23 protein-coding genes and 1 pseudogene are annotated in these 25,661 nt (G+C 35.1%); 6 read left to right on the top strand and 18 right to left on the bottom strand.

Features of this window, described 5'->3' with window-relative positions; translation table 11 throughout:
- Position 1 precedes the first annotated feature (1 nt).
- A complete protein-coding gene (locus EGX96_RS10265; protein WP_000923535.1) occupies positions 2-754 on the bottom strand; it encodes an ABC transporter ATP-binding protein in 753 nt (250 codons plus the stop codon).
- A gap of 25 nt (positions 755-779) precedes the next feature.
- Positions 780-1,742 (bottom strand): S41 family peptidase, encoded by a 963-nt coding sequence (locus tag EGX96_RS10260; RefSeq protein WP_001253127.1) that lies wholly within the window; start codon positions 1,740-1,742, stop codon positions 780-782.
- Positions 1,743-1,907: 165 nt separating this feature from the next.
- Between EGX96_RS10260 and EGX96_RS10255 the strand changes: the two genes are divergently transcribed.
- Positions 1,908-2,396 carry a PASTA domain-containing protein gene (locus EGX96_RS10255; RefSeq protein WP_001140791.1) on the top strand — a complete coding sequence of 163 codons (489 nt, stop codon included), beginning with the start codon at positions 1,908-1,910 and terminating at the stop codon, positions 2,394-2,396.
- 31 nt (positions 2,397-2,427) lie between these two features.
- Here EGX96_RS10255 and EGX96_RS10250 read toward each other — a convergent pair whose 3' ends face one another.
- From EGX96_RS10250 to EGX96_RS10235, 4 genes are all read right to left on the bottom strand, one after another.
- On the bottom strand, positions 2,428-3,276 hold the full coding sequence (locus tag EGX96_RS10250; RefSeq protein WP_000694283.1) for a MetQ/NlpA family ABC transporter substrate-binding protein: 849 nt from the start codon (positions 3,274-3,276) through the stop codon (positions 2,428-2,430).
- Between the two features lie 132 nt (positions 3,277-3,408).
- Positions 3,409-4,152: a GNAT family N-acetyltransferase gene (locus tag EGX96_RS10245; RefSeq protein WP_123957845.1), complete on the bottom strand. Its 744-nt coding sequence runs from the start codon at positions 4,150-4,152 to the stop codon at positions 3,409-3,411.
- 77 nt (positions 4,153-4,229) lie between these two features.
- Positions 4,230-5,564 (bottom strand): methylenetetrahydrofolate--tRNA-(uracil(54)-C(5))-methyltransferase (FADH(2)-oxidizing) TrmFO, encoded by a 1,335-nt coding sequence (gene trmFO, locus EGX96_RS10240; protein WP_000083750.1) that lies wholly within the window; start codon positions 5,562-5,564, stop codon positions 4,230-4,232.
- Positions 5,565-5,677: 113 nt separating this feature from the next.
- The gene (locus EGX96_RS10235) at positions 5,678-6,376 is read right to left on the bottom strand and encodes a GntR family transcriptional regulator (protein WP_000936162.1); all 699 of its coding nucleotides are present in this window, start codon (positions 6,374-6,376) and stop codon (positions 5,678-5,680) included.
- A 212-nt stretch (positions 6,377-6,588) separates the two neighbouring features.
- Between EGX96_RS10235 and guaA the strand changes: the two genes are divergently transcribed.
- Positions 6,589-8,151 carry a glutamine-hydrolyzing GMP synthase gene (gene guaA, locus EGX96_RS10230; protein ID WP_000129872.1) on the top strand — a complete coding sequence of 521 codons (1,563 nt, stop codon included), beginning with the start codon at positions 6,589-6,591 and terminating at the stop codon, positions 8,149-8,151.
- Between the two features lie 65 nt (positions 8,152-8,216).
- On the opposite strand, the pseudogene EGX96_RS10225 reads toward guaA, so the two are convergent.
- A pseudogene (locus EGX96_RS10225) lies at positions 8,217-9,018 on the bottom strand (IS5 family transposase).
- Positions 9,019-9,277: 259 nt separating this feature from the next.
- Between EGX96_RS10225 and EGX96_RS10220 the strand changes: the two are divergent.
- The gene (locus EGX96_RS10220; protein ID WP_000547446.1) at positions 9,278-10,405 is read left to right on the top strand and encodes a cation:proton antiporter; all 1,128 of its coding nucleotides are present in this window, start codon (positions 9,278-9,280) and stop codon (positions 10,403-10,405) included.
- Between the two features lie 62 nt (positions 10,406-10,467).
- On the opposite strand, the gene EGX96_RS10215 is transcribed toward EGX96_RS10220, so the two are convergent.
- From EGX96_RS10215 to gyrA, 4 genes are all read right to left on the bottom strand, one after another.
- Entirely contained in the window at positions 10,468-11,430 is a 963-nt protein-coding gene (locus tag EGX96_RS10215; protein WP_000023418.1) for a DUF1002 domain-containing protein, read from the bottom strand.
- Positions 11,431-11,582: 152 nt separating this feature from the next.
- Positions 11,583-11,996, bottom strand: a complete 414-nt coding sequence (gene gloA2, locus EGX96_RS10210) for an SMU1112c/YaeR family gloxylase I-like metalloprotein (protein ID WP_000767937.1) — start codon at positions 11,994-11,996, stop codon at positions 11,583-11,585.
- A 15-nt stretch (positions 11,997-12,011) separates the two neighbouring features.
- On the bottom strand, positions 12,012-12,755 hold the full coding sequence (locus EGX96_RS10205) for a class A sortase (protein WP_001244681.1): 744 nt from the start codon (positions 12,753-12,755) through the stop codon (positions 12,012-12,014).
- A 6-nt stretch (positions 12,756-12,761) separates the two neighbouring features.
- Complete coding sequence (gene gyrA, locus EGX96_RS10200) at positions 12,762-15,221, bottom strand: DNA gyrase subunit A (protein WP_001152975.1); 2,460 nt, start codon at positions 15,219-15,221, stop codon at positions 12,762-12,764.
- Between the two features lie 238 nt (positions 15,222-15,459).
- On the opposite strand from gyrA, the gene EGX96_RS10195 reads away from it, so the two are divergent.
- The gene (locus EGX96_RS10195; RefSeq protein ID WP_000127487.1) at positions 15,460-16,449 is read left to right on the top strand and encodes an L-lactate dehydrogenase; all 990 of its coding nucleotides are present in this window, start codon (positions 15,460-15,462) and stop codon (positions 16,447-16,449) included.
- A gap of 120 nt (positions 16,450-16,569) precedes the next feature.
- Here the strand turns inward: EGX96_RS10195 and nox are convergent, their stop codons facing one another.
- The 7 genes from nox to EGX96_RS10160 all read right to left on the bottom strand — a co-directional run bounded on the left by nox (position 16,570) and on the right by EGX96_RS10160 (position 24,256).
- Complete coding sequence (nox, locus tag EGX96_RS10190; protein WP_000036813.1) at positions 16,570-17,940, bottom strand: H2O-forming NADH oxidase; 1,371 nt, start codon at positions 17,938-17,940, stop codon at positions 16,570-16,572.
- A 204-nt stretch (positions 17,941-18,144) separates the two neighbouring features.
- The gene (locus EGX96_RS10185; protein ID WP_123957844.1) at positions 18,145-19,101 is read right to left on the bottom strand and encodes an ABC transporter permease; all 957 of its coding nucleotides are present in this window, start codon (positions 19,099-19,101) and stop codon (positions 18,145-18,147) included.
- Position 19,102: 1 nt separating this feature from the next.
- Positions 19,103-20,164 carry an ABC transporter permease gene (locus tag EGX96_RS10180; protein ID WP_000036988.1) on the bottom strand — a complete coding sequence of 354 codons (1,062 nt, stop codon included), beginning with the start codon at positions 20,162-20,164 and terminating at the stop codon, positions 19,103-19,105.
- Positions 20,157-21,692: an ABC transporter ATP-binding protein gene (locus EGX96_RS10175; protein ID WP_000193235.1), complete on the bottom strand. Its 1,536-nt coding sequence runs from the start codon at positions 21,690-21,692 to the stop codon at positions 20,157-20,159. Before EGX96_RS10175 ends, EGX96_RS10180 begins: the two co-directional genes overlap by 8 nt.
- A gap of 144 nt (positions 21,693-21,836) precedes the next feature.
- Positions 21,837-22,886, bottom strand: a complete 1,050-nt coding sequence (locus tag EGX96_RS10170) for a BMP family lipoprotein (protein WP_001034779.1) — start codon at positions 22,884-22,886, stop codon at positions 21,837-21,839.
- Between the two features lie 64 nt (positions 22,887-22,950).
- Positions 22,951-23,340, bottom strand: a complete 390-nt coding sequence (locus EGX96_RS10165) for a cytidine deaminase (RefSeq protein WP_000526762.1) — start codon at positions 23,338-23,340, stop codon at positions 22,951-22,953.
- Positions 23,341-23,665: 325 nt separating this feature from the next.
- Positions 23,666-24,256, bottom strand: coding sequence for a class I SAM-dependent methyltransferase (locus tag EGX96_RS10160; RefSeq protein WP_000002661.1), 591 nt, complete (start codon positions 24,254-24,256; stop codon positions 23,666-23,668).
- A gap of 105 nt (positions 24,257-24,361) precedes the next feature.
- On the opposite strand from EGX96_RS10160, the gene coaA reads away from it, so the two are divergent.
- Both coaA and rpsT read left to right on the top strand, forming a co-directional pair.
- Positions 24,362-25,282 carry a type I pantothenate kinase gene (gene coaA / locus EGX96_RS10155; protein WP_001058331.1) on the top strand — a complete coding sequence of 307 codons (921 nt, stop codon included), beginning with the start codon at positions 24,362-24,364 and terminating at the stop codon, positions 25,280-25,282.
- Between the two features lie 53 nt (positions 25,283-25,335).
- Positions 25,336-25,584: a 30S ribosomal protein S20 gene (gene rpsT, locus EGX96_RS10150; protein WP_001872296.1), complete on the top strand. Its 249-nt coding sequence runs from the start codon at positions 25,336-25,338 to the stop codon at positions 25,582-25,584.
- Positions 25,585-25,661 lie beyond the last annotated feature (77 nt).

Raw genomic sequence — 25,661 nt, 5'->3', positions numbered from 1 at the left:
ATTATTCACCCCCTAATATGGCAGACATTGTTAAAGAAATATCTTTATTGAATTCGCTATTATTCTTATTACCACGATAAAGTTGGTGAAAAATACGTCCATCTTTGATAAATAAAACGCGTTTGGCATGACTAGCAGCATTTGCTGAATGGGTTACCATCAAAATAGTTTGTCCATCCAAGTTAATAGTTTCAAATAAATTCAGCAAGTCTTCTGAATTACGGTAATCTAACGCTGCTGTTGGTTCATCTGCTAATAAAATTTGAGGGTTGGTTATCAAACTACGAGCAATCGCTACACGTTGCTTTTGCCCACCAGAGAGCTCGAAAGGTCTCTTATCTAATAAGTCATCAATTCTCAGATGAGAAGATAATTCTGACAAACGATGATCCATTTCTTTGTAACGTTTACGATCAAGAACTAAAGGAAGATAGATATTATCTCTTACAGAGAGAGTATCCAAAAGGTTGAAGTCCTGAAAGACGAAACCAAGATTTTTCAAACGAAAACTCGCTAATTTTGCCTCTTTAATTTTCGTAATATCTTCCCCATTTAAAATCACTTGTCCATTTGTCGGTTTTTCTAAAGTAGCTAAAATATTTAGCAGAGTTGTTTTTCCCGAACCAGACTCTCCCATAATAGCAATGAATTCCCCTTGTTCAACTTTAAAATCGACGTCTTGTAGAGCCCTTGTCTCTTCTTTTGAAAAACGTGTACGAAAAACTTTTTCTAAGTGATTGATTTCTAATAACATATAATTCTCCTTTATTTATTATACCCTAATTTTGATTGATTCTACTCTTTAACCAAGACTGTGACTCTTGTAAAGGAAGGCTGGTTACTTGATCTGGTAAGATAGGGGTGTTCTCGTATTTATATCCTTGTCGATCACTAACTATTCCTGTAGTTAAAGCTAATCTAGCACCGTCGTAAAGCATGAAAGTTTCATTAACAGTCGTATATCCTGCTGTAGCTTGACCAAAGCTTTTAACATTAGGTAATCCTTTAAATGATAAAAAAGTCATTTCTGCCGAACTAGCAGTTTTATGATTAGTTATAATAGCGATTGGAACATGCTTAGTATTGATTGTTTTCCTAGATATTTTTAATGCTTCTAGCGGTATATTTTTCATCGTGATTGTTTTCTTATTTCCATACTTATCAGTATAATGAAATAGGGTATCATTTGGTAAAATAGAGGCTACCCCCCCAATCATAGGGATCATATTGCCGCCAGTATTATTCGATAAGTCTAAAATGAGTCCCTTATAACTTTTTTCCATCAATATATTTTGTAATTTACCACTATAATGGCTAATAGATCGTTTATCTAACTTACTTATAGAAGGAATAGTAATTAAGAGAATGTCTTCGTTTAATCTTCGATATTCTGGATATCGACTATCTAGGGTATCTCTTCGTACAGTCTCTTTGGATAATATTTGACTATGTTTACCGCCTCCATACCGTACTGCTTCCTGTACAATGTTGCGACTCTCTTGGTAAGATTTTGACGTTTTCAACTTTTTTTCTGATCGTTGTCTTATAATTTGCCATTGACGACCTTGCGAATACAAACCACGCTGTTCAACACGATCTAAAATAACACGTCCATAACGTTCGCTACTAGGAGGTAATAGATAAATATTTAATGCTGAACCATAATAATGAACTACCACTCCTAAAATTCCTAAAACTATAAGCATTGGAACTACAAAAAGTAAAACTATTTTTCGCCGCATCTCTTGCTCCCCCTTTCTCTTTAAGTCTATTATATGGCAAAATGGTTTACTATAACCTTACATCTTAAGACCTATTTCTTACAAATTTGAAAGTTTTAAAAGCTTTATAAACTATAATTTTGATATAATATCTTACATAACAAATGGAAAGTACGGTGAAAACATATGGCCAAGACAAGTAAAAAATTGACAAAATCTTTAGGGCCTATTGGTAAATTAATTTCAATAATCCCTGACACAACTGAACTTATTGGAAAAGCAATTGATAATTCTCGTCCAATTATTGAAAAAGAACTTGACCGTCGTCATGAAAAAAAACAGACTTATACTCAGCTTGATAATGTAGTACACCTTGATATCAATGATGCGCAAGTTTACTTAGAGCAACGCCATTTTAATGTATCAAGGATTGTTGCTGAACCAAATTCAAAGTGGGCAACCCTACATCCTAATCAAGTTGTGAATATGTCGCCTAAAGCTGGTAGGGTCAGAATCGGTTCATTAGTGAAGTTGTACTATATTACAGAGGATATCCTTGAAGAAAGTAAGACACTACTTTTATCTAAATCCGAAAAAAGTAAAGCACGACAACAACGGTTAACAGAAGTATTGAGTACCCCTAGTCAATTACTCAAAAAAAATCGAAATAAATAAGCATGATCGAATTGACCATGCTTATTTATTTTTACCAAACAGGTTGATCTAAACCTTGAGATGTTTTTTCGATAACTTTTTTAACCGCATCTGTATGGTAAGCTTTCACAACTTCTTTAATGGCTTTAGCTTTTGATTTGTCTTGCCAACCTTTTTGAGCAACTAAAAGGTTGTACCATTGTTTTGCATTTTTACTTTTTGGTTCAATAAAAATAGCTGATTTAGGATTTATTCCTGCTTCTGTCACAAAATCATTATTAATAACTGCTGCATCTGTGGAATCCAAAGAACGTGCGGTCTGTGCTGCATCTACTTCTTTTAAATCTAAAGATTTAGGATTGGAAACAACATCTGACATTGTTGCTAATGCATCACCTGATACTTTCAATTTTAGCAAGCCTGCTGATTGTAACAAGTAGAGAGAGCGACTTTCGTTAACTGCATCGTTTGGGATAGTAATAGTTGCTTTATTTGGAATTTCAGAAACTGTTTGGTATTTACCTTTACCGTTCTTAGTACCAGAGTATAATCTAAAGGAAGTAAAGTATGTCTCAGCAACGGAAACAAGATTGGTCTTATTTGCTTTATTCCAATTGTTTAAGTAATTATAATGCTGGAAAGCATTAATATCAATCTCATCACTTTCTAAAGCTTTATTAGGTTGTGTATAATCTGTGAATTCCGTAAATTTTAGCTTAACGCCTTTTTTCTTAACTAATTCTTCGATTTTATCCCAACGAGCTTTTTCAGTTTTACTCTTTACCATTGTTCCAACTCTAACGACTTTGGCGTCTTCATTTTTAGACTGACCACAGGCTCCTAAAATAAGTGCTGAAATTACTACTGTTGTCGTTAACCCTAATAGCTTTTTGATTTTCATAATTTATTTCTCCTTTGATATGGTTGTATGATTAATCAACTGATACTAGTGTAACAAAAAGCTAATGGATTAAAAAATACTTATTATCAATCAAGAGATATAGCTTTTAACTATATCATTTCTTTTATAATTTTACTTTCGAGGGCTCCGTAAAGCGGTCCAATAATAGGCGACTTCCTCATAACCTTGGTGCTCATACATTTTTCTGTTTTCTTCTTCTGAAATTAAGATAACTTTCTTAAACCCCCTACTTGCATCAAATTGTAGGCGCGTACCAATTCCTTGTCCTCTGTAGGACTCTTGGACATAAAAATCATCTATTTCCACGTATTCACCATAGTCCCAAGCTGTTACATCTCCAATAATTTGATTATCTTTAATAGCTAGGTAAACTTTAGCATTATTATTTAAAAGATTAACACGATTATCATTATACATTTGCTTAGCGTAAATTTCTCCGTAAACTATACTTTGTTTATATTTGAACTTTAGGTATTTTTCTAGGTAATTTTCATTAAGTTTAGTAAATGTGATGTCATCAAATTCTTTTCCAAAAAGTTTAAGATGATTTAATGAATTTGTAAATATGATATGTTTCTCTGATTCAAAGCCTTGTTGTGATAAAGTTCTCTGTAATTCACTGCTCAATTCAGCATTTTCCTCAAAAAATACAAAAGCAAAATCAGACTGATAATCTTTTTGTTCATCTGCTAAATAGATCATATCCTGTAAAAACTCACTTACTGTAGGCATTATTTTGTAGCTAATATAGTTTGAAAAATAACGCTCTGAAATGATTATATTCTTAAAATGTTTATACCGATTAGTTTCCAAATAAGCTTTTTCGGATGACTCAAGTAATTCTTTATAGTGCATATTTACTCCATTCATACATTTTTAAAAATCAATATAGAAAATTTGACCTTGCTTGTTGGCAAAGTCAAATGAATATATCAATAGTTGAGAAATTTTTCTAAATCTTTCAAAGCTCGTGTAGCAATAGCTTCATAACGCTCTTTCTTATCACGAATTCGTGGACCTTCTAATTCTTTGATGATACCAAAGTTAACATTCATTGGTTGGAAATGTTTGCTGTCTGTATGTGTAATATAATGTGGCAGTGCACCAATAGCAGTAGTTTGTGGGAAAACTACTTCACTCTCCCCATTGAAGCGACGGACAGCATTGATTCCCGCTACAAGACCACTTGCTGCCGATTCTACATAACCTTCAACACCGGTCATTTGTCCAGCAAAGAAAAGATTTGGGTTCTTACGTGTAGCAAAGGTTTGGTTTAAAAGATTTGGTGAATCCATATAAGAATTGCGATGCATAACACCATACCGGACAAATTCAGCATTTTCAAGACCAGGAATCATTTGAAATACACGTTTTTGTTCTCCCCACTTAAGATGAGTTTGGAAACCAACTATGTTATAAAGAGAGCCTGCAGCATTATCTTGACGTAATTGAACAACAGCATATGGTGTTTTAAATTCACCATCTCGCGGTCCTTTGTAGTCCTCAGGATACTCCAAACCAACTGGTTTCATTGGACCATAAAGCATCGTTTTAATACCACGCTTAGCCATCACTTCGATAGGCATACAACCTTCGAAGTATTTTTCTTTCTCAAAAGAATTTAGTGGTGCTTCCTCAGCTGTAGTTAAAGCTTCATGAAAAGCCATAAATTCTTCTTTGGTCATTGGACAATTTAGATAAGCTGCTTCACCTTTGTCATACCTAGACTTAAGGTAAACTTTATTTATGTCAATCGTATTTTTATCGACAATTGGAGCGGCGGCATCGTAAAAATAAAAACCATCACCACCATTAAGTTCATGGATTTTAGCTGCCAGACTATCACTTGTTAATGGTCCTGTAGCGATAACTGTAATAGCATCTCCAGGGATATCTGTGATTTCATCACGAATTACTTCGATTAATGGATGTTTATGGATTTCCTCAGTAACAGCTTCAGAATAACCTTCTCTATCAACGGCCATGGCTCCACCTGCTGGAACTCGATGTGCCTCCCCATTTCTCATAATGATAGAATCCAAACGACGCATTTCTTCTTTTAAAAGACCAACTGCATTTGTTAGAGAATCACCGCGGAATGAATTGGAACATACTAATTCTGCAAAATTATCTGTTTTATGTTGAGGGGTTGATTTAACCCCACGCATTTCATAAAGCTTAACTGGTATTCCACGTTTAGCAATTTGATAAGCTGCTTCAGAACCAGCCAAACCAGCGCCGATAACATTAATGTAAGATTGAGACATGAACTAATACCTCTTGAAAGTAGTCAACTACTTCCTCAAATCTTTCTATATAATTTATTTTTCCATTATAACATACATAGCTACTTCTTCAAAAAACGTTATTCATTAAACTACTAGTTATTCTCTAAATAAAACTCAAAACGATCTCCAACATATTGCCCATGAACATATTCAAAAGGCTTACCATCAGTAAAGTATGAAACTTGTGTCAATGCCAAAATAGCATGGCCTGCGTTAACTTCTAAATGCGAAGCAACACGTTCACTAGCATTTCTAGCATATATAGTTTGTTGGCTTTTCCCAATTTCGTAGCCATTCTCTGTTAAGGTTTTAAAGAAATGTTCTGTAACCTCTGATTGTTCAAAACCTTTAATTAAATTCTCTGGTATAGAGGCTACCTCATAAACCAACGGTACCTTATCAGCATAACGTACCCTTTCCATACGAACCACATAATCTGACTGTGATAAATTTAATTTTTGAATTTCGGTTTCATTTGCTAGTTTTCTTTGAAATGAGATTAGTTTACTGGATGGCTTACGCCCTTGAGAATTGACAATTTCTGTAAAACTAGTTGTTCCCCGCATTTTTTCTTGAACACGATGACTAGCAACATAGGTGCCACTACCAACTCGTCTCTCCAAAATACCTTCTTCAACTAACAATGTAATTGATTGGCGAAGTGTCATACGACTTACACTATAATCATCCGCTAAATCTCTTTCGCTAGGTAACCGCTGCCCAATCTTCCAAGTCCCTTTATCGATTTCCTTTTTAATAGCGTCGTGAATTTTAATATATGCTGGTAACAATATTCTCTCCTCCTAGAATCTACACTTCATTTTACCATACTTCTATATATTTCTAACTCTAAAATCGTGAAATAATTCAGAAAAATCATAAGCAATATTTCTTGATAAGAAAGCGTTTAATCAATTATTTTAATGATGTTAATTTATATAAAATATGCTAAAATGGTATAGGTACAGCTGTTTTTAAAATTAGCTACAAAGAAAGGGAAACAATGACTGATATTTCTATATTGAATGATATCCAAAAAATTATCGTTCTAGATTACGGTAGTCAATATAACCAGCTTATCGCACGTCGTATCCGTGAATTTGGTGTATTTTCTGAGTTAAAATCACATAAAATTACGGCTGATGAAATTCGCGATATTAATCCTATTGGTATCGTACTTTCAGGTGGTCCAAATTCCGTATACGCTGATGGCGCTTTTGGAATCGATGAAGAAATTTTTGAATTAGGAATTCCAATCTTAGGAATTTGTTATGGCATGCAACTGATTACCCATAAACTCGGTGGTAAGGTTCTTCCTGCGGGAGAAGCTGGTCATCGTGAGTATGGTCAATCAGCACTTCGCCTACGCTCAGAATCAGCACTCTTTGCTGGCACTCCTCAAGAACAACTTGTTTTGATGAGCCATGGTGATGCTGTCACTGAAATTCCTGAGGGTTTCCATCTCGTTGGTGACTCTGTTGACTGTCCATTTGCTGCAATGGAAAATACTGAAAAACAATTTTATGGTATCCAATTCCACCCCGAAGTTCGTCACTCAGTATATGGCAATGATATCCTTAAAAATTTTGCTGTTAATATCTGTGGCGCACGTGGTGATTGGTCAATGGATAACTTCATTGATATGGAAATTGCAAAAATACGTGAAACTGTAGGCGATCGTAAAGTACTTCTTGGACTATCTGGCGGTGTTGATTCATCTGTTGTCGGAGTACTCCTACAACGTGCTATCGGTGATCAATTAACATGTATTTTTGTAGATCATGGTTTATTACGTAAAAATGAAGGTGACCAAGTTATGGATATGCTTGGTGGTAAATTTGGACTTAATATTATCCGTGTTGATGCTTCAAAACGCTTCCTAGATCTTCTTTCTGGTGTTGAAGATCCCGAGAGAAAACGAAAAATCATCGGAAATGAGTTCGTGTACGTTTTTGATGATGAGGCAAGTAAACTTAAAGGCGTTGATTTCCTTGCTCAAGGTACCCTCTACACAGATATTATTGAATCTGGGACAGAAACAGCCCAAACAATCAAGTCACACCATAATGTTGGTGGATTGCCAGAAGATATGCAATTTGAATTGATTGAGCCACTTAACACATTATTCAAAGATGAGGTTCGCGCTCTTGGTACTGCACTTGGAATGCCTGATGAAGTTGTATGGCGTCAACCATTCCCTGGGCCTGGTCTTGCTATTCGCGTTATGGGTGAAATTACCGAAGAAAAACTTGAAACAGTCCGCGAATCAGATGCTATTCTTCGTGAAGAAATCGCTAAAGCTGGTCTAGATCGTGACGTATGGCAGTATTTCACAGTTAATACTGGCGTACGTTCTGTCGGTGTTATGGGAGATGGTCGTACTTATGACTATACAATTGCTATCCGTGCAATTACTTCAATTGATGGCATGACAGCTGACTTTGCGCAACTTCCTTGGGATGTACTTAAGAAAATTTCGACACGTATTGTTAACGAAGTTGATCACGTTAACCGTATTGTTTATGATATTACAAGTAAACCACCTGCAACTGTTGAGTGGGAATAAAAACTTAGCTACTTTAAGTAGCTAAGTTTTTTTACTCTTATTTCTTGAATAGACTTCCTGCGAAACTAAAATCCTAGTTCACGGTTGATCATTCCAGCAATCAAATTCATTCGTAATCCAAACCGTTTGCGTCGATTTCGATAGGTTGTTGAAAATATTTTAAACGTTTTTACTTTGGCAAAAATATTCTCAACCTTGATTCTCTCTTTGGATAGCGTATGGTTATAGGTTTTATCTTCAAGAGTTAGTGGCTTAAGTTTGCTTGATTTCCTCGGAGTTTGCGCTTGTGAATACATCTTCATGATCCCTTGATAACCACTGTCTGCCAAGATTTTAGCAGCTTGTCCGATGTTTCTGCGACTCATTTTGAACAACTTCATATCGTGGCAATAGTTCACTGCAATATCCAAAGAAACAATTCTCCCTTGGCTTGTGACAATCGCCTGAGCCTTCATAGCATGACATTTCTTTTACCAGAATAATTCGCTAGTTGATTTTTTAGGACGATTGATTTTACCTCTGTTGCATCCACAATCACCGTATCCTCAGCACTAAGATGAGTTTTGAAATCGTAAAACCACTTTGAATAAGAGTTGATTCAACCCATTGACTTCGACGGATTAAGTTGCTTTCGTGAATGCCAAAATCAGCCGCAATTTGTTCATAAGTGCGGTATTCTCGCATGTATTGAAGAGTAGCCATGAGGAGATCTTCTAAGCTTAACTTAGGGGTTCGGCCACCTTTTGCGTGTTTACGTTGATAAGCTGTTTTTAACACAGCTAACATCTCTTCAAAAGTAGTGCGCTGAACACCAACAAGGCGCTTAAATCGTACATCAGTTAATTGTTTGCTTGCTTCATAATTCATAGAACTATTGTACCATATTTTGTTTCGCAGGAAGTCTAATAAGAGATACTTACACTTAAAATATCATTTTTATGTAGTTCGATAGTTACAAGTTCATTATTCTTAAATTGAATATTTTTCAGTATATTTTTCCATTTTCTTGATAATAATATGAAAAAGACAGAAAAGAAATATTCCTAGATTTTAGGCTTAAAAAATGGTATTCTAAATATTCAGTACAATATGATTGATATCATTTTATTAATATTAGGAGGAAAAAATGCATATTATCATTCAAATTACAATCATTTTGTTGGCAAGCGTTCTTGCAACTCTTATTTCAAAAAGAATTGGAATACCGGCTGTTGTTGGACAACTACTTGTAGGTATCATCATCGGACCTGCAATGCTAGGACTTGTTCATCAAAATCAGGTATTACATGTCTTGTCAGAAATTGGTGTTATCTTACTCATGTTTTTAGCGGGTCTTGAAGCTAATTTTGATCTTTTAAAGAAGTATCTTAAGCCCAGTCTACTGGTCGCAATTACTGGTGTTATTGTTCCTATGGCTCTCTTCTACTTCTTGACACGCTTGTTTGGGTTCCAAATCAATACTGCTATCTTTTACGGGCTCGTATTTGCTGCAACTAGTATTTCTATCACAGTTGAAGTTTTACAAGAATACAATCGTGTAAAAACAGATACTGGTGCTATTATTTTAGGTGCTGCTGTTGCTGATGATGTCTTAGCTGTTTTGCTTCTGAGTGTCTTTATTGCAACAAATGGAAGCTCTTCTAATATCGGATTACAAATTATCATTCAATTGTTATTCTTTGTTTTCTTATTTATTTGTATGAAATACCTTGTACCTGCTCTTTTCAAATTAATCGAAAAGGTTCATTTCTTTGAGAAATATACTATTCTTGCTATCCTTATCTGTTTTTCTCTATCAATTTTAGCCGATAAAGTTGGAATGAGTTCTATCATTGGTTCGTTTTTTGCAGGATTAGCTATTGGACAAACTTCTTTTGTTGATAAGGTAGAACATAAAATTTCACTTCTTAGTTACACCTTCTTTATCCCAATTTTCTTCGCTTCAATTGCACTACCTCTTAAATTCGATGGAATGATGTCTCACCTTCACACGATATTAATCTTTACTGCTTTGGCTGTTTTATCAAAATTAATTCCAGGGTACTTTGTCGGTCGAGGCTTTAATTTTTCAAAATTAGAATCTTTAACAATTGGTGGTGGAATGGTCAGTCGTGGCGAGATGGCTCTCATTATAGTTCAAGTTGGATTAGCTGCTAAAATTATTTCAAGCACTACTTATTCCGAGCTTGTTATTGTTGTTATACTATCAACTATTATTGCGCCATTTATTCTTAAATATTCATTTAAAGATTAGTAAAAAAACACAAACATTTATTTAGGGTAAAAAAAGTCTAGCTTATAAGCTAGACTTTTTTATTAACTACCAAACTGCTGGAAAAAATTAACAATTTGTTGCCAAATATTAGCTAAAAATCCCTTACCTGATTCAACAGCTTTATTAGCATTAAAATTGACATTGATATTTTTAAATTTAGATCCTGCTTTCGAAACAATGTTGTCTTTCAAATTATTCAAGGTGTTCGTGAAATCACTATTTTTGATGACATTACTTTGTGAAAGATTAACTGCAAAATTAACAATTAAATTTATTTGATTTTCCGTTACAGCGTTATCAAGATGATAATTTTTCAATGTTTCCTCAACAATTTTTCGAATATCATCTTTTGAAAGATCAGATCCTCCTTTAGCTACGGCTGACTTAATATCCGTTAAAGCTACATTAAGCTTGTCGGCGTCATAACCTTCCTTACCCTTATTCTCAGCATTAATACCAGATAAAGTACTTAACTCTTCTTGTGCTAGTTGTTTATTTTCTGATGATACACTTGCTCCATTTTTCTCTAATGAATAATAGATACCTGCAAGAGCACTCTCCCCAGTTACTTTTATTGGAGCAGCCACTGATATCGTTGCATGCTCAATACCTAATGTAACTGCAGCATTGCGATACATATCTTCTGTAACTTTAGTAATATTCTCAGGTGTAACAATGTTTACTGCTAAGGTATCGTTAGACCCTAATTTTTTTATTTTAACAGATGAATATAATTGGATGCTTGCATCATCAGCTATATTCATTATTTTAGCATATGAGCTAGTATTTAGCGTTTTAACTTTCGTGTCTCTAGATTCATCATAATTCAGAAGTTGTAATGTCTGTGCACGCTGTTCTTGATTTAGCGAATAACCTAAGACATAATCAGGTTGAACATAAGTTTCATCAATAACTTTCTGAACATCTGATGCAGCATATGCTGGACTCGCTAGGGTAAATAAAATAAAAGCAAGGCCTGCAAACAATAGCTTTTTAATACTCATTTTAGTATCCTCATTTCAAAATAATTCCTTTTCAATTCTTTTCATACCTTACATTATACCATGATTAACTTACTTATTTCTTTAAAAAACTTCTTGAATATAAAATTATTCAGTAAATTAAACAAAGTTGCGTATCCACGCAACTTTGTTTATTATTCATGTAATTCTAAAGGTAAACCATCTGGATCAAAGAAAAAGGTCATCTTTTTGCCAGTATAGTCATCGTAACGAATAGGCTCTACAAAAATTCCTAAATTCTCCAGTTCTACCTTGTACGCTTCCACATCTGGAACGTAAAAGGCAAGGTGTCGTAAACCACATGCTTCACGTGGCCAATTCGGCCTACCTATTCTCTGAGGAGGAGTTTCATATTCTGGATCATCAAGACGATTTCCAAATATTTCAAGCTCAATATCACCGCACCGTAAATCTAATTTATAATCATGACGCTCCGGACGATGGTTTTCACGAATAATTTCAAATCCTAGCTTATTAACATAGAAGTCTTTTGACTTTTCATAGTCAGAAACAATTATCGCAATATGATGAACAGCCTTTAATTTCATAATTCTAACTACCTTCTAGAGATTAATTTGATTATATTTTTTCGAAAATGCTTTTAATATCGACTCATCTGCTGTTGAAAATTCACCTGTTTTTTCTAATTCAGCATGCACAATAATACGTTCTGTGGCTTCTGGATCCGTACAGGTCACTAAAGTGAGTTGGCTCTTGCCAGGTGTATCATCAATAACCTCAACATGTTCTGGTGTTACCTTTGAAATTTCAGTAATAGTGTAAGTGTATACTTTGCTTTTATCAGTGAGGTAAACTTTCATACCTTTCTTAGCATGTTCTAAAGGTGAAAAGAGCATCTTAGAAGAACCTGTCAAACCAAAGACATGGTGACTAGCTAAGGCATAGTTATTTGGGCCTCCCATAATCTGGTTTTCTTTCATCGTTCCTGCACCATAACTCAACTCTGTATTGCCCAGTCCTTTGAAAATTGGGAGATTGATTTCGACATCTGGTATAGCAATCCCTCCTATTACAGGCAAATTATGTGATTTCGTTTGAGCAGATAAAATCGATTCTGTACTAATAGATTTGACTGATGAAAAGTCATAACTTGTTTTAGATTTCTTATTTTTTTCAATTGTTTTTTTACTAACTCGTGAAATTTGATAATGATTTGATTGATGAGCTATGAAAGCATTGCGAATTGGTTTATTGAACACCAAAGCCAACCCAACAATAATTAGCAATACAACCAATAACCATCTAACAAAGTTAAAGAAACCATGTGATTTTTTTTTATTACGCATAACTTCCTATTCTTTTGTATCCTCTATATTAGACTTATCTTCAATTTCTTGTTCCACTAGCGCAACAGTGACGATTTTAGCTTCTTGATCAAGTCTCATCACTTTAACACCCATGGTAGAACGACCAGTTTGAGAAATATTAGCAACATTGGTTCGAATAATAACACCTGTATCTGTAATGACCATGATGTCCTCATTTCCATTAATCGTCACTAAGCGTGCTAATGGCCCATTTTTAGCAGTAATATTAGCGGTTTTTATTCCTTTACCACCACGGCCTTTTGTAGGATATTCCGAAGCTTCTGTTCTCTTGCCATAACCTTTTTCAGTGATGATTAGTACTTCTTGTCCATTAACGATACGAGAAGCTCCCACAACTTTATCACCTTCACGAAGATTAACGCCTCGTACCCCAGTCGCTGTGCGTCCCATATTACGTACAGCGTTCACTTTGAAGCGAACAGAGTAGCCTGTACGTGTCCCGATAATAACATCTTCATTTTCGTCAATCAAGAGGACGTTAATCAACTCGTCATTCTCTTTCAAATTAATAGCACGAAGTCCATTTTGACGAATGTTACTAAATTCAGAAACACTTGTACGTTTCACTATACCTTGCTGAGTTGTGAAAAAGAAATATTTATTAGCGACATCTTCTTTTCTAGCGTTAATAATTGTTTGAATTGTCTCACCTTCGTCAAGTTTTAAAAGGTTAACGATAGGGAGGCCTTTAGCTGTACGTCCATATTCTGGAATTTCATATGCTTTCAAACGATACACACGCCCTAAATTTGTAAAGAAAAGCACAGTATCGTGAGTACTTGTTGAAACCAATTCACGAACAAAATCATCGTTATTAACTCCAGTCCCTTGAATACCGCGTCCTCCACGTTTTTGTGCTCTAAACTCATCTTGAGCGAGACGCTTGATATATCCCTTGTTTGAGAGAGTAATAAGAACATCTTCTTCCTCAATAAGGTCTTCATCTTCAAGTGATAAAACTTCACCAATCATTAATTCTGTACGACGGGCATCAGCATACTTACGCTTAACCTCATCCATCTCTTCTTTTATAATGGTAACAACACGTTCAGGCTTAGCTAAGATATCTGCTAAATCAGCAATTAAAGCTAGTAAGTCATTGTATTCTGATTGGATTTTATCGCGTTCTAATCCAGTTAAACGACGAAGACGCATATCTAAAATAGCTTGACTCTGACGCTCCGATAATTCAAAACGTGACATCAACTCTGCTTGAGCAATGGTGTCTGTCTCACTATTACGAATAATTGTGATAACTTCATCCAAGTGATCAAGCGCCACAAGTAAACCTTCTAAGATATGAGCACGGGCTCCTGCTTTAGCTTTGTCAAACTGAGTACGACGAACAATAACTTCCTTTTGGTGTTCAATATAGTTATCAATGATTTGTCGTAATGACAAAATTTTTGGAACACCTTTTTCAATAGCAAGCATATTGAAGCTAAAATTTGTCTGCAAGCTAGTTAATTTGAAAAGATTATTTAAAATCACATTTGCTGAAGCAGCACGACGAACTTCAATAACAAAACGAACGCCTTCACGACTTGATTCATCACGAACAGCAGTAATACCTTCAATGCGCTTTTCTTGTGCTAAACGTACAATATGCTCGTGTACTTTTGTTTTATTAACGCCATATGGAAACTCTGTGACAACAATACGCTCTTTCCCATTTGAAGTTGTTTCAATTTCAGTCCGTGAACGTAAGACAATTGATCCCTTCCCAGTTTCATAGGCACGGTGAATACCTGAACGTCCCATCACCAAGGCACCAGTAGGAAAATCTGGACCAGGAATAACTTCCATTAACTCCCGTGTAGTAACATCAGGGTTATCCATAACCAATTTGACAGCATCTATAGACTCACCTAGATTATGTGGTGGAATATTTGTTGCCATACCTACAGCAATACCAGTTGCACCATTGACTAATAAATTAGGGAAACGCGCTGGTAAAACAAGAGGTTCACGTTCACTGCCATCATAGTTATCTTGAAAATCAACTGTATTTTTATTGATATCACGAAGCATCTCAAGAGCAATTTTACTCATACGTGCTTCTGTATAACGCTGTGCGGCAGCACCATCCCCATCCATTGAACCAAAGTTTCCATGACCATCAACGAGCATATGACGATATGACCACCATTGTGCCATACGCACCATTGCTTCGTAAATAGATGAATCACCATGTGGATGGTATTTACCCATAACATCACCAGTAATACGTGCTGATTTCTTATGAGGTTTATCAGGTGTCACACCTAGTTCATTCATACCATATAAAATACGACGATGAACAGGTTTTAAACCATCTCTAACATCTGGAAGTGCACGAGCAACAATGACACTCATGGCGTAATCGATAAAACTCGTTTTCATTTCACTAGTTAGATTAACATCTACTAAATTTTTATCTTGCATTAAAAAATGCCCCTTTTCTTCACTGTAAGTCTCTTACATTGTACCATAATTTAGGTAAAATTGCGATGATAAATCGGTATCAAAAATATCAAGACACTCAGCGTTTTCAATAGTTTTCTATGATATTTCAATTTGTTTGCAAATTTTTTCACATTTTATTAGTGACTTCTTTCATTGAAAATGATAGAATATAGGTGTATGGGAAACTTCCCAAAAATATTTAAGGAGATGTTTAGAAATGACTGCAACTAAACAACATAAAAAAGTTATTCTCGTTGGTGATGGTGCCGTAGGTTCTTCTTACGCTTTTGCACTTGTTAACCAAGGTATTGCGCAAGAGTTAGGTATCATTGAAATCCCAGCTTTATTTGATAAAGCTGTTGGTGATGCTGAAGATCTTTCACATGCCCTTGCATTTACATCACCTAAAAAAATCTACGCAGCTACTTATGCAGACTGCGCAGATGCTGACCTTGTTGTCATTACTGCTGGCGCACCTCAAAAACCAGGTGAAACTCGACTTGACCTTGTTGGTAAAAACTTAGCAATTAACAAATCAATCGTAACTCAAGTTGTTGAATCAGGTTTCAACGGTATCTTCTTAGTAGCGGCTAACCCTGTAGATGTACTTACATATTCAACTTGGAAATTCTCAGGTTTCCCTAAGGAACGCGTTATTGGTTCAGGTACTTCACTTGACTCTGCACGTTTCCGTCAAGCTTTAGCAGATAAAATTGGTGTTGATGCTCGTTCAGTTCACGCATACATCATGGGTGAACACGGTGACTCAGAATTTGCCGTTTGGTCACATGCTAACGTTGCTGGTGTCCAACTTGAACAATGGTTACAAGAAAATCGCGATATTGATGAACAAGGACTTGTTGATTTGTTTATTTCAGTTCGTGACGCTGCATACTCAATCATCAACAAAAAAGGTGCTACATATTACGGTATTGCTGTCGCACTTGCTCGTATTACTAAAGCTATCCTTGATGATGAAAATGCAGTTCTTCCATTATCTGTATATCAAGAAGGCCAATACGGTGATGTTAAAGATGTCTTTATCGGTCAGCCTGCAATCGTAGGTGCACATGGTATCGTTCGTCCAGTTAATATCCCATTAAATGATGCTGAACTTCAAAAAATGCAAGCCTCAGCTGAACAATTAAAAGATATTATTGACGAAGCTTGGAAAAACCCAGAATTCCAAGAAGCATCAAAAAACTAACATAGTTGAAAAAAAGCTAGGATAGGAATATCTTAGCTTTTTCTTTGCCGTTACATTTTTGACCTTGTTAAAGGATGAAATAAAAGGCTAAGCATTTCGCTTAACCTTTTTAATTTTAAATTAATCTTTAGCGCCTAATGCAGCCATTGTAATATAGTTATATGGCTTATTAAAATGTGGTAAGAAGAAGATATCGGTCAAAGCAAGCTTTTCAATAGTAACTTTTTCTTGAATAGCAAGTGAGAACATATGAATTCCCATAGATACATCTTCGTGTGAGACCATTTGGCAACCAAGGATAACTCGGCTATCTTTATCATAGACAATCTTAATAGCTACTTCATGATTATTGTGTTTGATAAATTCTGGTTTTTGAAGGTCATTAAAGCCTGTTTCAACTGCATTGTACCCAGCTTGTTTTGCTTTTTCTAAAGTCAAACCAGTTGACACCATGTTAAGGCCATAGATTGAGATACCATTTGACCCTTGGACACCAGCACCTTCAAGCTCTGTACCACATGCATTGTGAGCTGCTACAATACCAGTACGAACGGCGTTTGAAGCAAGAGCAATATAATTGATATCATCACGAGAATTATCCCAAATTGTCGCACAATCACCTATAGCATAAACATCTTTCACGCTTGTTTCTTGCTTCTTATCAACTACCCAAGCGCCATTACGGAATGTATCTAATTTACCTGCACCGAGTTCTGTATTTGGACGGAATCCAACAGCTAAGATCACCATATCAACATCAAATGTTTCTTTATCAGTAACAAGACGTTCTACTTTACCATCACCTTCAACTGCTTGAACAGCTTGTCCGAAAGCAAGACGAATACCATGGTCTTCAAGGTTTTTACTCATCATATCAGTAAAGTCACGATCATAGTAACCACCCATACAAGTATCAGCAACATCAACAAGTGTTACTTCTTTTCCAATACGTTGGAAAGCTTCTGCTAATTCTACACCAATATACCCAGCCCCAACAACAGCAACACGATTGATACCAGGTTTAGCTAACTTTTCAATAACTTCTTCTGAATTTTGATAAAGTTTCACAAATTGAAGGTTTTCAAGAGTAGCTTTAAATTCACGAGATCCTTCTTGAATTTCAACACCTTTAATTGGTGGAATGATAGGTTGTGAACCAGTTGCTAAAATAAGTTTTTCATAACTTTCAACATGTTCTTTTCCATCTACTAAAGCTGTAACTTCTTTTTTATCGTAGTCAATATTAAGTACTGGAGAGTTCATGTAAACCTTAGCTCCCATACTTTCCAACTGCTCTTTATCAGAGTAGAACAATCCTTCTGGACCATCAATCTGTTCACCAATCCAAAGAGCCATACCACATCCTAAGAAAGAGATATTGGAATTTTGATCAAATGTTACAATTTCATTGGCTTCACCATAATTACTAAGCATTGTTTTAATTGCTGCTGTACCAGCGTGGTTTGTCCCTACGACAACGATTTTACTCATATTAAGAGTTCTCCTTTATAAATAATTAATAACAAAACACATTATAACATTATTCACAAACTCTTACTAGAATAATGACTCAATTTTCTATTTTTTTATATTTTATTGTTATTGTATTATAATTTATGTGAAATTTTCACAAAGTATTTTTTCACAAATTCACAAACAATAAAAAGAAACTAGCTTATACTAGTTTCTTTTTATTTATTTCGTTTTAATATAATTAATACCATCCGCCTTAGGAGCTACTGCTTGTCCAAAGAAAACTGCTAATACAATGATAGTGAGGACATATGGAGCAATTTGTAGATAAACTGTTGGAATATTGCTCAAAAGTGGTAAATGGCTACCGATAACTGCTAAACTTTGCGATAAACCAAAGAATAGACTAGCAAGCATTGCACCAATTGGATTCCACTTACCAAAAATCATCGCCGCTAAGGAGATAAAGCCCGGTCCTAATATAGTTGTCGCTGCAAAGTTAACAGAAATAGATTGAGCATATACAGCTCCTCCTATTCCACCAAGGAAACCTGAAATCAAGACACCAGAGTAACGCATAAGATAAACATTAATACCTAAGGTGTCTGCTGCTTGAGGATGTTCTCCAACTGAGCGTAATCTTAATCCAAAGCGAGTTTTATATAGAATAAACCAAGCAAGGAATGAGAAAAGAATAGCAATATAACCGACTAAGCTTGTTCCTTTAAAGAAGATATCACCAACAAAAGGAATATCTGATAGTATAGGGAAATTAAATTTTCCAAATGATTCTTGAATATTATCAGTTTGACCTTTATTATAAAGAACCTTAATCAAGAAAACAGCTAATGAAGGTGCCATTAAATTAAGAACGGTTCCGCTGATAATATGATCTGCACGAAAATTAACTGTCGCAACTGCATGGATAACAGAAAAAATTAAACCAACTAAACCACCAACTAGTACAGAAATCCATGGAGTCGCATCACCAAAAACAGAAGCAAACTCTAAATTAAATACAACGCCTGAGAAAGCTCCAATTACCATAATTCCTTCTAAACCAACGTTGACGATACCACCACGTTCAGAGAAGGTTCCCCCAATACTTGTAAAGATAAGAGGTGTTGCGTAAATTAGCATTGATGAAAATAGCAATGCAAAAATCGTTGTTAAACTCAATTTACTTACCACCTTTCATTTGTTTTTTAGGTTTAATAACATACTCAATAATGTAATGGACACCTACGAAGAAGATGATTGAAGCTGTTACAACTTTAATTAACTCAGGTGGAATACCTGCAATGTTCATACCAGGCGCACCAACACTTAGAACACCAAATAGAAATGCTGCAAATAAAATACCTATTGGACTATTCGCTGCGAGTAGACTTACTGCCATACCGTCAAAGCCAATAGCTAACGAGGATGGCTGTACAAATACATTCTCAAATGTACCTAGTCCTTCAACAACACCACCAAGTCCTGCAAAAGCTCCAGAAATAATCATTGATAGAATAATTGTACGCTTTGCAGACATACCAGCGTACTCACTAGCATTTGGATTTAAACCAACTGAACGAATTTCAAATCCAAGCGTTGTTTTATTTAATAGGAACCAAACTAACACAACTGCAATAATAGCAATGAAGATACCAATATTGATACGTGAATTATTCGTTAAACTAGATAACCAATCTGTCTGGTATGATGCATTGGCAGAAACATATACACTCGAGTCACTTGTACGCATAATGCTTTTTGGGAAAACACGTTGTACAATAGCATTTCCTGAATAAAGAACAATATAGTTCATCATAATAGTTACAATAACTTCACTTGTTCCAAGGTATGCTCTGAGAATACCTGGAATAGCTCCAGTGATTCCCCCAGCAACGATACCAATAATAATAGTACAAAGAATCATTGCTGGACGTGGCATATCTGGGTGTGAAAGAGCGAACCAACCTGCGGCAATCCATCCTGATAAGGCTTGCCCTGGAAGTCCAATATTAAAGAAACCTGCACGACTGGCAACTGAGAAACCTAGAGCAATTAAAATTAATGGTCCCATTGCACGGAAAATTTCACCAATATTTTTTATACTACCGAATGCTGTTTGGAACAATCCCTCATAACCCCAAAGTGGATCATAACCAAATATCAGCATAATAATAGCTCCTAGAATGATTCCTAGTACAACTGAAATCAGAGGAACTGCAATTTTTTGCGCCTTCTTAGACATCTCTCTCCTCCTTTTCAATTTTTCCACCAGCCATCAAAATACCCAATTCTTGCTTGTTGGTTTGGTCGGGTTTAACAATTCCTTGAATTTTACCATCATGAATAACTGCAATACGATCTGATAAGTTTAAGATTTCATCTAACTCAAAGCTAACTACTAAGACCGCTTTCCCTTTATCGCGCTCTTCAATCAAACGTTTATGAATATACTCGATAGCACCAACATCTAGACCACGAGTCGGTTGGCTAACAATGAGTAGGTCTGGATCGCGATCCACTTCACGAGCAATAATTGCTTTTTGTTGGTTACCACCAGAAAATCCTCTTGCTAAAACATGTTCACCAGCACCACGCACATCAAATTCTGTCATTAATTGACGAGCATACTCTTTAATTTTAGCAAAATTAAGGATACCTTTATGACTCAATGGCTCTTTATAATAAGTTTGTAAAGCTAAATTTTCTGCCATCGTCATATCTAGAACCAAACCATCTCTATGACGATCTTCTGGAACATGACCTACACTTAATTCTGTAATTTGTCGACTTGAAAATTTTGTGACATCTTTACCTTTAATTACAATTTGACCAGAAGTTACCTTTCTTAAACCTGTAATAGCTTGAATTAATTCACTTTGTCCATTACCATCAATACCAGCTATACCTACAATTTCACCTGCTCGAACATCTAACGACAGATTTTTAACAGCTAGAACGCCGCCTCTATTTTCTTCTACAACTAAATCCTTTACAGAAAGGATTATGTCAGTCGGATTAGCTTCCTTTTTTTCAGTTCTGAAGGAAACAGATCGTCCAACCATCATTTCCGCCAGTTGTTGAGAACTTGCGCCTGCAACAGGGACTGTTTCAATACTTTTACCACGGCGAATCACAGTAACTTTATCAGCAACTGCCCGAATTTCATCCAATTTATGGGTAATTAGTATAATGGATTTGCCTTCTTTAACAAGGCTCTTCATAATTGTCATCAATTCTTTTATTTCTGATGGTGTAAGCACCGCCGTCGGCTCATCAAAAATTAAAATATCTGCACCGCGATAAAGTGTCTTCAAAATTTCAACACGCTGCTGTGCTCCTACAGAAATATCAGATATTTTAGCATTTGGATTTACTGACAAACCATATTTCTCTGATAGTTCCTTTATTTCTTTAGCTGCTGTCTTAATGTCTAAAACACCATTTTGGGTGGTTTCATTTCCTAGAACAATATTTTCAGCTACAGTAAATGCTTCAACAAGCATGAAATGCTGATGTACCATACCAATCCCCAATTGTGACGATTTGGAAGGTGAATCAATAGTTACAGGCTGACCATTAATAAAAATTTGACCGTCTGTTGGTTCTAGTAAACCTGCTAACATGTTCATTAAAGTTGATTTCCCTGCACCGTTTTCGCCAAGCAGAGCATGTATCTCACCTTTTTCAACCGTCAAATTGATATGATCATTTGCCACAAAATCACCGAATTTCTTAGTGATTTCTTTCATTTCAATGACATTCTGTGTCATGTGGTTCTCCCTTTCAGAAAAATTCATTTATAGTTCAGTAAAATCCACCAATCGTTAACGACTGATGGATTTTACTGAGATATAAGTTTATCTCAGCTTCAAAAAAGCGATTTCTAATCGCTTTTTTGAAAGTTCTTAAAGATATTATTTGCTAGGAACTTTGATATCTCCTGAAATAATTTTAGCTTTAGCCTCTTTAATCGCTTTAACGGCGTCATCTGAAAGGTTTGTAGTTGCTATATCAACTCCACCATCCTTCAAACCATAAGTTGTTACATTACCACCTGGGAATTTACCTTTACTTGTTTTAGTAGCAATCAATTCAACTGATTTTCCAACTTCTTTAATTGATGAAGCCAAAACAAAGTTAGAAGCCTTACCATCTTTAGAAGTATACTTACCTTCTGCTGCTTGGTCACGGTCTACACCTAATACCCAAACTTTGTCAGCTTCTTTTAAAGATTCATTGCGTGATTTTGCTTCACTGAATACACCTGCACCAGTTCCACCAGCTACTTGATAAACAATATCTGCGCCAGAAGCATATTGTGCGGCTGCAATTGTCTTACCCTTAGCAGCATCACCGAATGAACCAGCATAGTCAACTTTAATTTTAATTGATTTATCAACTGATTTGACACCTGCTTCAAAACCTTTTTCAAAACGGGTAATAACCTCAGATTCCATACCACCTACAAAGCCAACTGTTTTTGTTTTGGTAGTTTTAGCGGCTGCAATACCTGCTAAGTAAGCTGATTCATTATCCGCAAAGACAACACTTGCAACATTATCTTTCCCTTTAATAACATCATCAACGATGACGTAATTAACATCTTTGTTATTGTCTGCTGCTTTATCAATAGCATCATGAAGAGAAAATCCAATACCGAAAATCAATTTATAACCACTAGACACAGCTGTATCTAAGTTAGTTGCATAATCAGATTCACTTGCCGATTGGAAATAGTCAAAACCAGCTCCTTTTTTAAGGCCATTCTTCTTGCCCCAAGCTTGCATACCTTCCCAACCAGATTGGTTAAATGATTTATCATCAACACCACCGGTATCTGTTACCATTGCAACCTTCAAGCTATCTGATTTACCACCAGATTTAGAAGCACCACGATGTCCACATGCAGCTAAACTAAGTACTGCAATCGAAGCCAAGCCGATCCCGGCAATTTTTTTGTTCATGAAATGAACCCTCCTAAAAAACTTAATATTTAAGCTAAATGCTTAAAAGAGCAACTGATTTAAATTATTTTAAATCAACAAACGAGTATGGTAACAACTCACCGACCGTCGTCTCGACCGTCTTACCATTTTTAGCAATCAATGTAACTTTAGCATTCTTATTAAAAAATTCCACCATCACTTGACGGCATGCACCGCAAGGAGAAATTGGTTCTTCAGTATTTCCATAAATAGCAATTTCCGAAAAATCTTTATAACCTTCTGAAACAGCTTTAAAAATTGCAGTACGCTCAGCACAGTTTGCTAATCCATAACTGATATTTTCAACGTTACATCCTGTAAATATTTTTCCTTCTGCTGTACGCAATGCTGCGCCTACTGGAAATTTCGAGTAAGGAACGTATGCATTTTCACTCGCTTTTACAGCCAATTTTTTCAACTCTATATTTCCCATTCTTAGTAGCTGCACCTTTCGCTTCATAATGTTTACTGGCAAAATTTTTAGAACACGTTTATTATCTTCTTATCAAACACAGAAGTATTTATTATTGAGTAACCAAGTCTTGTAGTTTCATTAGTCTTGGTATTTTAGCTGAATCTATTTTACCATTTTTTTTAGATAATGTAAGTAGTTTTTTATAATTTTCAGAATAAAAAGCAGAATTCTTTTTATCTTATACGGAATTTAAAGAAAACATTTTTAGAGAAAACCTTTCCAAAAAATAATACGATAGTTATTATCCGAACTATTTATTATTTTTACGCTTTAGGGATATCATTTAGACTTTTTCACTTCTCAATATATAATATCCCTTATCTTTTTTTAAAATATCGCAATTACCAAAAGTATCTAGCATTTTAGCTTTTGCACTTGGAGCGCCTTGTTTCTTTTGAATGACAATGGTAAGGCTACCGCCTGTATTAAGGTAACAGATACTTTCTTCGATAATAGAATGAACAACTTGCTTTCCAGCACGAATAGGTGGGTTGCTTATAATATAGTCGAAAGTTTTAGAAATATTTTCATAAATGTTTGACTGAAAGACTTCAACTACTACTCCATTGCGTGTTGCATTTTTCTTAGCTAATTCCAATGCTCTCGTATTAATGTCAACCATAGTTGCTTTAACTCCTTGCACTTTGGCTAGAGAAATTCCCAGCGGACCGTATCCACACCCAAGGTCTAACAAGGATTTATTTTTTTCAAAATGTAAACTATTTAGAAGGACTTGACTACCATAATCTATCATTCTTTTAGAGAAAACTCCTGCATCAGTTAAAAAACTGAATGATTCTCCTAATAATTTGACATTTAGCTCATGAATATCATGTTCAACATTAGGATTCTCTGTATAATACATATTAGCCATAAATAATTCTAACCCTCCAATTTCGCCATATTATTTTACCATATTTTGAAACGGTTTTCAATCACTCAATAAAATGTTATAATAGCTTTCATATAGGAGTTTGACATGAATAATGAATTTATTAATTTCGACCGTATTTCCAGAGAAAATTGGAAGGACTTACATCAGCAATCCCAAGCTTTACTAACTGAAAAAGAGCTTGAATCTATCAAAAGCTTAAACGATAATATTAATATTCAAGATGTTATTGACATCTACCTTCCTTTAATTAACCTTATTCAAATCTATAAACGTAGTCAAGAAAATTTATCTTTTTCTAAAGCAATATTTCTTAAAAAGGAAAATTATCAACGTCCTTTTATTATCGGCATATCAGGGTCAGTTGCTGTTGGAAAATCAACTACCAGTCGCTTACTACAATTACTAATTTCACGAACTTTTAAAGATAGTCACGTCGAATTAGTCACTACTGATGGCTTTTTATATCCTAACGAGAAACTCATACAAAATGGAATTTTAAACCGTAAAGGTTTCCCGGAATCCTATGATATGGAGTCACTTCTAAATTTCTTAGATACTATAAAGAACGGTATAACCGCGAAAATCCCAATTTATTCTCATGAAATCTACGATATCGTTCCAAATCAATTGCAAACTATTGAAACACCAGATTTTTTAATTTTAGAAGGAATAAATGTCTTTCAAAACCAACAAAACCATCGACTTTACATGAATGATTATTTTGATTTTTCAATATACATTGATGCTGAAAATAAACAAATTGAAGAATGGTATTTACAACGATTTAACAGTCTTCTACAATTAGCCGAAGCAGACCCTAGTAATTACTATCATAAATTCACACAAATACCGCCACATAAAGCTATGGAACTAGCTAAAGATATTTGGAAAACTATTAATTTAGTCAACCTTGAAAAATATATAGAACCAACCAGAAATAGGGCTGATTTTATTATTCATAAAGGGAAACATCATAAAATTGATGAAATTTATCTCAAAAAGTGATAAAGGGTTGCCAAAAATCACTTAATTAGATATACTTATATAGTTAGATTAATATGGAGGTGAAAACATTGGCAAATATTAAATCAGCTATCAAACGCGCTGAACTTAACGTTAAACAAAACGAAAAAAACTCAGCACAAAAATCAGCTATGCGTACTGCTATTAAAGCATTTGAAGCTAACCCTTCAGAAGAACTTTACCGCGCTGCTTCTTCAAGCATCGACAAAGCTGCTTCTAAAGGTTTAATTCACACAAACAAAGCAAGCCGCGATAAAGCACGTCTTGCAACTAAACTTGGTTAATTAAATAAAAAACATCGGATATATCGATGTTTTTTATTTAATTTTTTCGTAGAATAAAAGACTAGGAGAAATTCCTA

Source organism: Streptococcus sp. FDAARGOS_520, assembly GCF_003812685.1.
Lineage (GTDB): Bacteria > Bacillota > Bacilli > Lactobacillales > Streptococcaceae > Streptococcus > Streptococcus agalactiae.
Note: the sequence above shows the minus strand (reverse complement) of the source record. Positions and strands in the feature narration are given on the sequence as shown.